Genomic DNA, 6879 nt, shown 5'->3' on the forward strand with positions numbered 1-6879 from the left:
GCTGCTGGAGCCCATCGGCAACATCCCGCCGGCCGAAGCCGAGGCACGATACTACGCCATGCTCGAAGAGCCGGCCATGGCGGCGTGACTCAAACAAAACGGCCTCCGGCAAACCCGGCGCGGTTCAGGGGGATAAACAGCGGCGGGTTCACGAGAACGACAAATCAACCGAATCCTCAAAAAGCGACGTGGAATCGTCGGACGGCGTCACAAACCGATCGGTTGAATCGTCAAAGGATCATGGGCACAGCGCTATTGGGCAAATATCGTCGATGACACGTAACACCAAACGACCTTCGGGGTCACATGAGCACGCAGGTGGGTCCAAGAACCCGACGCTGACGAATGTCGAGATATTCGAACGCGCGCGACCACGGCTGCTCGGCATCGCCTATCGGATCCTCGGTTCGCGTGCCGAGGCCGAAGATGCGGTCCAGGACACATTCCTTCGCTGGCTGCAGACCGATATCGCAACCGTCGAGTCGCCGGGCGCCTGGCTGACCACCGCCTGCACCCATCGTGCCATCGACATGCTTCGCGCCGCCTACCGCAGCCGCGTGGACTATGTCGGCAACTGGCTGCCCGAGCCCGTCCACACTTCCATCGGCAGCGAGGCGGAGGAGCAATTGGAACTTTCATTCTCTCTTTCCACCGCCTTTCTGCTGATGCTCGAGCGACTAACTCCGAAGGAGAGAGCCGCCTATCTGCTCTACGAGATATTCGAATTGTCCTACGCCGACGTCGCGGCATCGCTGGACATGAGCGAACCGGCCTGCCGCAAGCTCGTGTCACGCGCCAAAGCACGTGTCGGCGATGATCAGGTGAGATACCAGCCGACGCGGGAGAGACAGGAGGAACTGCTGGCGGCCTTCGAGTCTGCCATCCGCACGGGGCGGCCCGGCAATCTTGCCACGATGCTGGCAAGCGATGTGCGTCTGACCGCCGACGGTGGCGGCAAGGTCGCGGCAGCGACCGATGTCCTGAAAGGTGAAGCCGTGCTGGCGTTCCTGACGGATCGCCTGAGCGAATGGTGGGCAGCGTACCGATGGAGTTTCACCGAACTCAATGGTGCGCGCGGACTGATCCTGAGGCAAGCGGGCGAGGTCGTTGCAACGGTCTCGTTCGCATTCGACCGTTCGGACCGCGTCACCGACATCTTCATTGTGCGCAATCCCGACAAGCTCGCTGGCTTGGGTGACATATCGGTTCACTGACCAGTCAGCCGATTGGATCGCGCGTCAATTGTCAGGCAATCCTGACCATGCGCGGGCAGGTGGCCAGGCCGGGCTTTTCCAGAACGACATCTCCGCAACAGCACGATATGCCGTCAGCGATTTTTGTTCCCGAGCGTCACAAACACCTCCCCTCGAACGTCACAAGGGCATGGGCATCAAGCCCGCCAACAGCGGCCGCGGGCCGCAGTGTTCGAGGAGAAATATCATGAGCAACAGCGCACTCTACATCAGGCACAAGGCAAAACCCGGCAAGCGCGACGACGTCAGGCGCGTCTGGGAAAAGTATGCCCGCGATTATGTCGCCGGCAGCGACGGCCAGCTCAGCTATTACTACTGCTATGATGACAACGATCCTGATGCGATCGTCGTGTTCCAGCTCGCCGCCAATCAGGCCAGTGGTCAGGACTTCGTGAAGCAGCCGTGGTTCGCCGACTACGAGCGGGAAACGGCCGTTCTACTAGCGGAACCATCCGAATTCCGCGCGGCAACGCCGCAGTGGGTCAAAGGCGCCTCCTAGCCGCTCGACAAGGACCGGCGGGTGGGCCGCTGCCCGCCGCCCCCTCGAAGAAAAAATTCCTCGACAAACTCAAGCCGCAGCGCTGCTGCAGGAGGTTTGCTTTGAGCGCGCAAGATCTGACAGTCGCAGCGCCCCCGACACAAGCCGGCTGGGGTGACCTCCTTGCCGGCAGAAACGCCGCCTATTCGATCGTTCTGGCAGGCGGCGTCACGCTGCATGCCGTTAACATCTTCATCGTGACCACGATACTGCCGTCAGTCGTCGGAGATATCGGTGGGCTCGAATACTACGCCTGGGCCACGACGCTGTTCGTGGTCGCCTCGATCCTCGGTGCGGCGCTGTCGTCGCGTATGCTTGATCGCGCGGGTCCGGGGCGTGCTTACGCATCCGCCACCGCCTTGTTCGTGGCCGGTGCTATGCTCTGCGCGGTCGCCCCGACGTTTCCCATGCTTCTGGCCGGACGTTTCGTGCAAGGTCTTGGCGGTGGAGTTCTATTAGCCATGGCTTACGCCGTCATCCGCCTCGTCTATCCCGAGACGTTGTGGTCGCGCGCCATAGGCCTGATCTCGGCAATGTGGGGCGTATCGACATTGATTGGCCCAGCCGTCGGCGGCGTGTTTGCGGAGTTCGACATCTGGCGGGCCGCCTTCTGGACCCTGGTTCCGCTCTCGCTGATCTTCGGGACGATTGCGATCGCGGTGCTTCCGAGGGGGAGCCGCGGCGAGGCCGAACCCTCGCCGCTACCGCTCCCGCAACTCGCCCTACTGACCGCCTCCGTGGTTGCGGTCTCTGCGGGGAGCGTCAGCGCCAATCCTTTGTGGAACGGAGCAGGACTGCTGGTCGCCGGACTGATGGCGGCGCTCCTAGTGCGTGTGGAACTGAATGCGTCCGCTCGCCTGTTACCGATAGGGGCGCTTGATTCCGGGGGACGCCTGGTTGCGCTCTACGCTACGATCGCGCTCCTGGTGACGGGCATGCAGACAGACATTTTCGTCCCCTATTTCCTCCAGGTCCTGCACGGTCAGTCGCCTTTGGTCGCCGGTTATCTCACCGCGCTGATGGCGATGGGCTGGACGCTCGGCTCCATCCTGAGCGCAGGTCGGACCGGCGAAGCCGGGATTCGTGCACTCCGTTCCGGCCCGCTGTTTGTTCTGTCCGGTCTCGTTGTCCTGCTTTGCCTCGTTCCGGTGCCGAGTGGCGTCGGATTGCAACTGTTACCGATATGCGCCGGCTTGCTCGTGGTCGGACTGGGTATCGGTGTCGCCTGGCCGCACCTCGTGACCAACGTTTTCAAGGAAACGGCGGCCTCGGAACAGGGGTTGGCGGCGGGTTCGATCACGACCGTCCAACTCTATGCGACGGCGTTCGGCGCCGCCGTTGCGGGCATGGTGGCCAATCTCGGCGGGCTAAGCGACCCGGGCGGCGCGGAAGGTGCCTCGAGTGCCGCGTTCTGGCTGTTCGGTGCTTTTCTGTTGGCGCCCGCGCTGGCGGTTGTCTTGGTCGGCAGGTTCGTTGGGCGCTGGAACAAAGATTTCACCGCTGAGTCTGTTCGCGGACGTTGAAACTCGGTGGCAGAAAAATCAGACAGCCTGCTGACCAAGATTCACCTCCCCAGCCCCCGCTTTCGCCCGACGCTCAGGGCGCGGTGTATGCGCTTGATGATGTCACCGCGTTCGCCCAGCTCGCGAAGCGTTGTCTCGGCCTTGTCATCATCGACGAGCGCATCCTCTACATGGCGCGTTGCGAGGCGCGATCATCCTATGCATCTCGCGCAGTCTCGTGCGGGCCTGCTGCCGGACGATGCCCATGCCAAAGCGCGCGCCATCACGTGGATGTTCGCCGCGCTCAATACTGTGGAGTCGCCGATTCTGGAACGCGAGAACACGAGGCTGTTGCCGAGCGAGGAACCCTGGCGCGCACAGCGCATACCAATCCTGGAAGACCGCATCCGCACCCGTCTGGGTCAGCTTTCCACCTCTCTTGGCGATGCCGAATGGCTCGACGGCGCGTTCAGCGCTGGCGACTTGATGATGGTGCCGGTGCTGGTGAGGCTACGGAATTCATCAGACATGCTGGACGAATATCCGAACCTTGCCGCCTACATTACCCGCGGCGAAGCCCGGCCAGCCTATCAGCCTGCGTTTGCCGCGCAAATGGCGGTTTTTTTATGGCAGGGCCTCGAATGGGTAATCGCCACGGCAAAGGCCGTGCTCTCCGTAGCTGAGACCGCCCACGAGAGACTATTTACAGGCCTCCACAACTAAGGAGACAGGCGACCAAGAAAGGAAAAGCAATGACCAAACCGGAAATCGTGAATCCTGCCGTCGCGCACACGGCGATGTTCATTCGAAGGCCCGTCTCGGAAGTGTTCGAGGCGCTCATTGATCCCGCGATCACCTCCCACTTCTGGCTTTCCAAAGGCAGCGATCGATTGGTCGTCGGCAAGACCGTGAAATGGGAGTGGGAGATGCACAACATGTCCAACGAGGTCACGGCCCTGAAGATCGAGCCGAACAAGCTTATCGTCATGGAATTGCCGGGATATAGCGGACCGACGACCGTTACTTGGACGTTCAAGGAGGTCGAGGGCGGCACGTTCGTGGAGGTCGAGGAGACCGGCTGGACCGGAACCCGCGACGAACTCGTCAGTTATGTCTGCGACGCCACGGGCGGCTTCACGTGGGTGCTAGCCGGCATGAAGGCCTGGCTCGAACACGGACTGGAACTCAACCTAATCGCGGACCGGTTTCCGAAGGAACTCGTCGGGCACTGAATGGTGCCCCGAATGTCCCGACGTTCGGCCGCTGATCCGTTTTCGGGTTCTCTAGCCGGCACACAAAGGCGAAGGGCGATGCGCACAAGCTGCGATCCAGCGAACCGGAAGAACCTCCCGACTTTCAAATGCGAACGAGAGATGAGCCTGTCGACAGCCGTCCTCTACAAGGCATGGACCGAAGTCCTCGGAACGTGGTTCGCGATTCCGGACTCCGTCATCATGCGGACGGAAGTGGATACGGCATTCTTCTTCGAAACCGAGTTTCAAAGACAGCGAGGTCGTCGCGTCGCTGGCACAAATCGAATTGCAGTTGTTGAACCACAAGCCGCAAAACCTTCCAGTCCGCTTTGCGCCCCGAGGCTGTGTGAAAACCCCTGCTTATGCTATGATCTGACACTGCTTCGGAGGTGCCAGATGGGACGTTTTGTCGAGGCTGCCGACCGTCATCAATCGAGCTTTTTGCCGGCGTGTCTTGATGACTATGTCGACCCAGACAACCCGGTCCGCGTGATCGACGCCTTCGTCGATGAGCTCGATCTGGCCGAACTCGGCTTTGCCCGCGTGAAGCCGGCATCGACCGGCAGACCCGGCTACGCGCATAGCACGATGCTCTAGCTCTACGTCTATGGATACCTGCATCAGGTGACCTCGAGCCGGAAGCTTGAGCGCGAGGCGGGCCGCAACATCGAGCTGATGTGGCTAACCGGCAAGCTTGTACCCGACTTCAAGACCATCGCCGACTTCCGCCATGACAATGCCAGCGCGATCCAGATCGCGTGCCAGCGCTTCGTTGCCATCTGCGGCGCCCTTGGCTTGGTCGGCGGCGGCATGGTCGCCATTGACGGGTCGCGCCTGCGGGCGGTGAACACGCACGAGAAGAACTACACCAAGGGCAAGCTGGCGCGCCGAAAAGCCCATGTCGAGGAAAGCATCGCGCGCTATCTCGCCGAGCTTGAGGAAGCCGATAGTGCCGAGACCGGCCCCGCTACGCCCCGGATCGAGCACCTGACCGAGCGACTGGCATCGCTGCGTGGCCGGCTTGGCGAGTTCGAAGAGATCGGCCAGCGGCTGCAAGCCGCTCCCGACCAGCAGGTCTCGCTTACCGATCCGGACACCCGCGCCATGGCGACCGGAAGCGACCATCGCGGCGTGGTCGGCTACAACGTCCAGGCCGCAGTCGATACCGAGCACCACATCGTCGTCGCCGACGCGGTGACGAACCGGGGCCATGACCGTTCGCACCTGCTTGAGATGGCCAAGGCCGCACAGGCCGAGATCGGCGCTGTCGAGATGATCGCCTTTGCCGATCGTGGATACTATGAGGGGCGGGCAGATCCGCGCCTGCGCCGAAGCGGGCATCGTCCTGATCGTGCCCAAGCCGAATACGTCACCAGCTCAGGCCCGTGGCTTCTGGGACAAGACCATGTTCCTCCATGAGCCCGAGACCGACACCTACCGCTGCCCTGCCGGCGCGCAGCTCCAGAAGCGCTTTGCCAGGGTGGAGGGCGGCAAGCTGATAGGCGTGTACTTCAACCAGAAGGCCTGCACAGTGCCTGCGTATCCCGTCCGCTGTGCACGACCGGCAAGGAGAAGCGCATCCGGCGATGGGAGCACGAAGCGGTGCTCGATGCCATGGAGCGCAGGCTTCAAGCGAGGCCCGAAGCCATGGCGGTCCGCCGCTGCACGGTCGAGCACGTCTTCGGCGCCATCAAGGGCTGGATGGGTGCCACCCACTTCCGAACGCGCGGCCTCAAGAATGTCTCCACCGAAGCCAGCCTGGCGATCCTGGCCTACAACATCAAGCGCACCATCGCCGTTGTTGGCTTTGCCTCGACCCTCAAAGCGATAACAGGCTGAATGGAGCTAACGCGCGCCATCGCAAGCCATCCTCGGCGGCGACATAGCGAGTTCTCACACAGCCTCCGCCCCTAACACGTCTTTCGACAATCAGCTTGGCGACGACCGCTGCGTCCGCAATCTTGACCTACAGCTTCAACGTCAGCAATGGCAGGTTTTGGGCCGAGGCAACGACATTCTCAACGGCTGAAGCGAGTCGCGTAGTGGTCGTTTCTGTTTCACCAGCCAGATATTTGTGGTTAGTTGCAGGGTGATTTGAACCCTAACTCTAAGCTATTGATTTTATTGACGCACATTTCTGCGATTGCCATACCTCAAAGCATAGTCTCCGCAACACATTGAATTTACTACGACTATATGGCGTATCTGGTTGCGGGGGCAGGATTTGAACCTGCGACCTTCAGGTTATGAGCCTGACGAGCTACCGGGCTGCTCCACCCCGCGTCATCCGGTTTGCACCGGGGAGTTTTCTCATTCTGCGAATGACGAAAGGC

At 61.4% G+C, this 6879-nt stretch carries 4 protein-coding genes, 1 tRNA gene and 3 pseudogenes; 6 read left to right on the forward strand and 2 right to left on the reverse strand.

All coding sequences use genetic code 11. From position 1 onward, the window contains the following. The first annotated feature begins 272 nt into the window (after positions 1-272). From ABGN05_RS29880 to ABGN05_RS29890, 3 genes are all read left to right on the forward strand, one after another. Positions 273-1214: a sigma-70 family RNA polymerase sigma factor gene (locus ABGN05_RS29880; protein WP_367957686.1), complete on the forward strand. Its 942-nt coding sequence runs from the start codon at positions 273-275 to the stop codon at positions 1212-1214. 226 nt (positions 1215-1440) lie between these two features. After that, complete coding sequence (locus tag ABGN05_RS29885) at positions 1441-1752, forward strand: putative quinol monooxygenase (RefSeq protein ID WP_367957680.1); 312 nt, start codon at positions 1441-1443, stop codon at positions 1750-1752. A 101-nt stretch (positions 1753-1853) separates the two neighbouring features. Then, entirely contained in the window at positions 1854-3314 is a 1461-nt protein-coding gene (locus tag ABGN05_RS29890) for an MFS transporter (protein WP_367957682.1), read from the forward strand. A 44-nt stretch (positions 3315-3358) separates the two neighbouring features. Here the strand turns inward: ABGN05_RS29890 and ABGN05_RS29895 are convergent. Then, positions 3359-3487: pseudogene (locus ABGN05_RS29895) on the reverse strand (hypothetical protein); the annotation flags it as partial. Between the two features lie 28 nt (positions 3488-3515). On the opposite strand from ABGN05_RS29895, the pseudogene ABGN05_RS29900 reads away from it, so the two are divergent. From ABGN05_RS29900 to ABGN05_RS29910, 3 genes and pseudogenes are all read left to right on the forward strand, one after another. Then, positions 3516-3917: pseudogene (locus ABGN05_RS29900) on the forward strand (glutathione S-transferase C-terminal domain-containing protein); the annotation flags it as partial. A gap of 128 nt (positions 3918-4045) precedes the next feature. Then, complete coding sequence (locus ABGN05_RS29905; protein ID WP_367957684.1) at positions 4046-4525, forward strand: SRPBCC family protein; 480 nt, start codon at positions 4046-4048, stop codon at positions 4523-4525. 417 nt (positions 4526-4942) lie between these two features. Next, positions 4943-6385: pseudogene (locus ABGN05_RS29910) on the forward strand (IS1182 family transposase). 367 nt (positions 6386-6752) lie between these two features. On the opposite strand, the gene ABGN05_RS29915 reads toward ABGN05_RS29910, so the two are convergent. Next, positions 6753-6829, reverse strand: a tRNA-Met gene (locus tag ABGN05_RS29915). Between the last annotated feature and the right edge of the window lie 50 nt (positions 6830-6879).

The organism is Aquibium pacificum (genome assembly GCF_040839445.1).
Lineage (GTDB): Bacteria > Pseudomonadota > Alphaproteobacteria > Rhizobiales > Rhizobiaceae > Aquibium > Aquibium pacificus.